Here is an 856-nt window from a genome sequence, read left to right as displayed (position 1 = left end):
CCCGGCCTAGACGACTCCAGAATTTACAACACTTCCGTGGACTCTACCGTCCAACTCTCTTTATATTACCTCATCGCCATCACAACATTTCAATTTTAGCAGTAAAAAACGGTGAACTCCCCTACGAAAGAAGCTCACCGTCGACACAAAATGGAAAATATACTAAACAACCACCAGCTGAAGCTGGTGGGTTTGAACCAGCGGACTGAAAGTCCAGCTACGAACCGGCGGGCTTCGCAGCCGGTTGCTCAACATCGAAACTATCATTGGGATCGCGTTCGAAATGATGTGCAAGATACTCCTGGATCATCTCTTTAGTAAGTTCACCAGCTGTGACGCAGAAGTATCCTCGCGCCCAAAAATGCCTTCCCCAGTACCGTTTTTTCACCAGAGGGAACTCTTCAAATATCTTGCTGGATGTCCTGCCTTTGACGCGGCGCATTATTTCAGAGGGCGCGATTTCAGGCGGAGCAGAGACCAGAATATGCACATGGTCTTTACTCACAACTCCACGCAGTATTTGAATTTCAAGCCGCTCGCAGATTTGGCGCACAAGTTCACGAACCCGCAAGGCAAGGTCACCTTGAAGAACTTGGTAACGATATTTCGTTACCCATACGAAGTGGTACTCGATCTTGTACTTGGTGTGGCTGCCACGGCGGTAGTCCATGCCCACTTTCTTAAAGCAACTGCTAGCTGAAAGCTACCCGGCTGAAGCCGGGGGTTTAAACGGTTCTTCGACGCTTGAAATGGAATTGACCTTATCCTCCGGCGAGGGGTAGCGACCCTCTCGGAGGCTCAAAATGCGTACAGAAGATATCTTCGCCCTGGGACTGGGTCTGACTCCCCCCTGGCA

2 protein-coding genes are annotated in these 856 nt (G+C 50.1%); one reads left to right on the top strand and one right to left on the bottom strand.

Features of this window, described 5'->3' with window-relative positions; translation table 11 throughout:
• Positions 1-209, top strand: a 209-nt coding sequence (locus GTA51_RS20790; RefSeq protein ID WP_211922685.1) for a hypothetical protein, incomplete at its 5' end; no start/stop codon positions are given.
• Between the two features lie 8 nt (positions 210-217).
• Here the strand turns inward: GTA51_RS20790 and tnpA are convergent.
• Positions 218-670, bottom strand: a complete 453-nt coding sequence (gene tnpA / locus GTA51_RS20350; RefSeq protein ID WP_160964304.1) for an IS200/IS605 family transposase — start codon at positions 668-670, stop codon at positions 218-220.
• Positions 671-856 lie beyond the last annotated feature (186 nt).

Origin of the sequence: Solidesulfovibrio aerotolerans (assembly GCF_009856865.1) — a bacterium.
GTDB lineage: Bacteria > Desulfobacterota > Desulfovibrionia > Desulfovibrionales > Desulfovibrionaceae > Solidesulfovibrio > Solidesulfovibrio aerotolerans.
The sequence above is the reverse complement of the archived record's forward strand: the minus strand, read 5'-3'. Positions and strand labels throughout refer to the sequence as shown.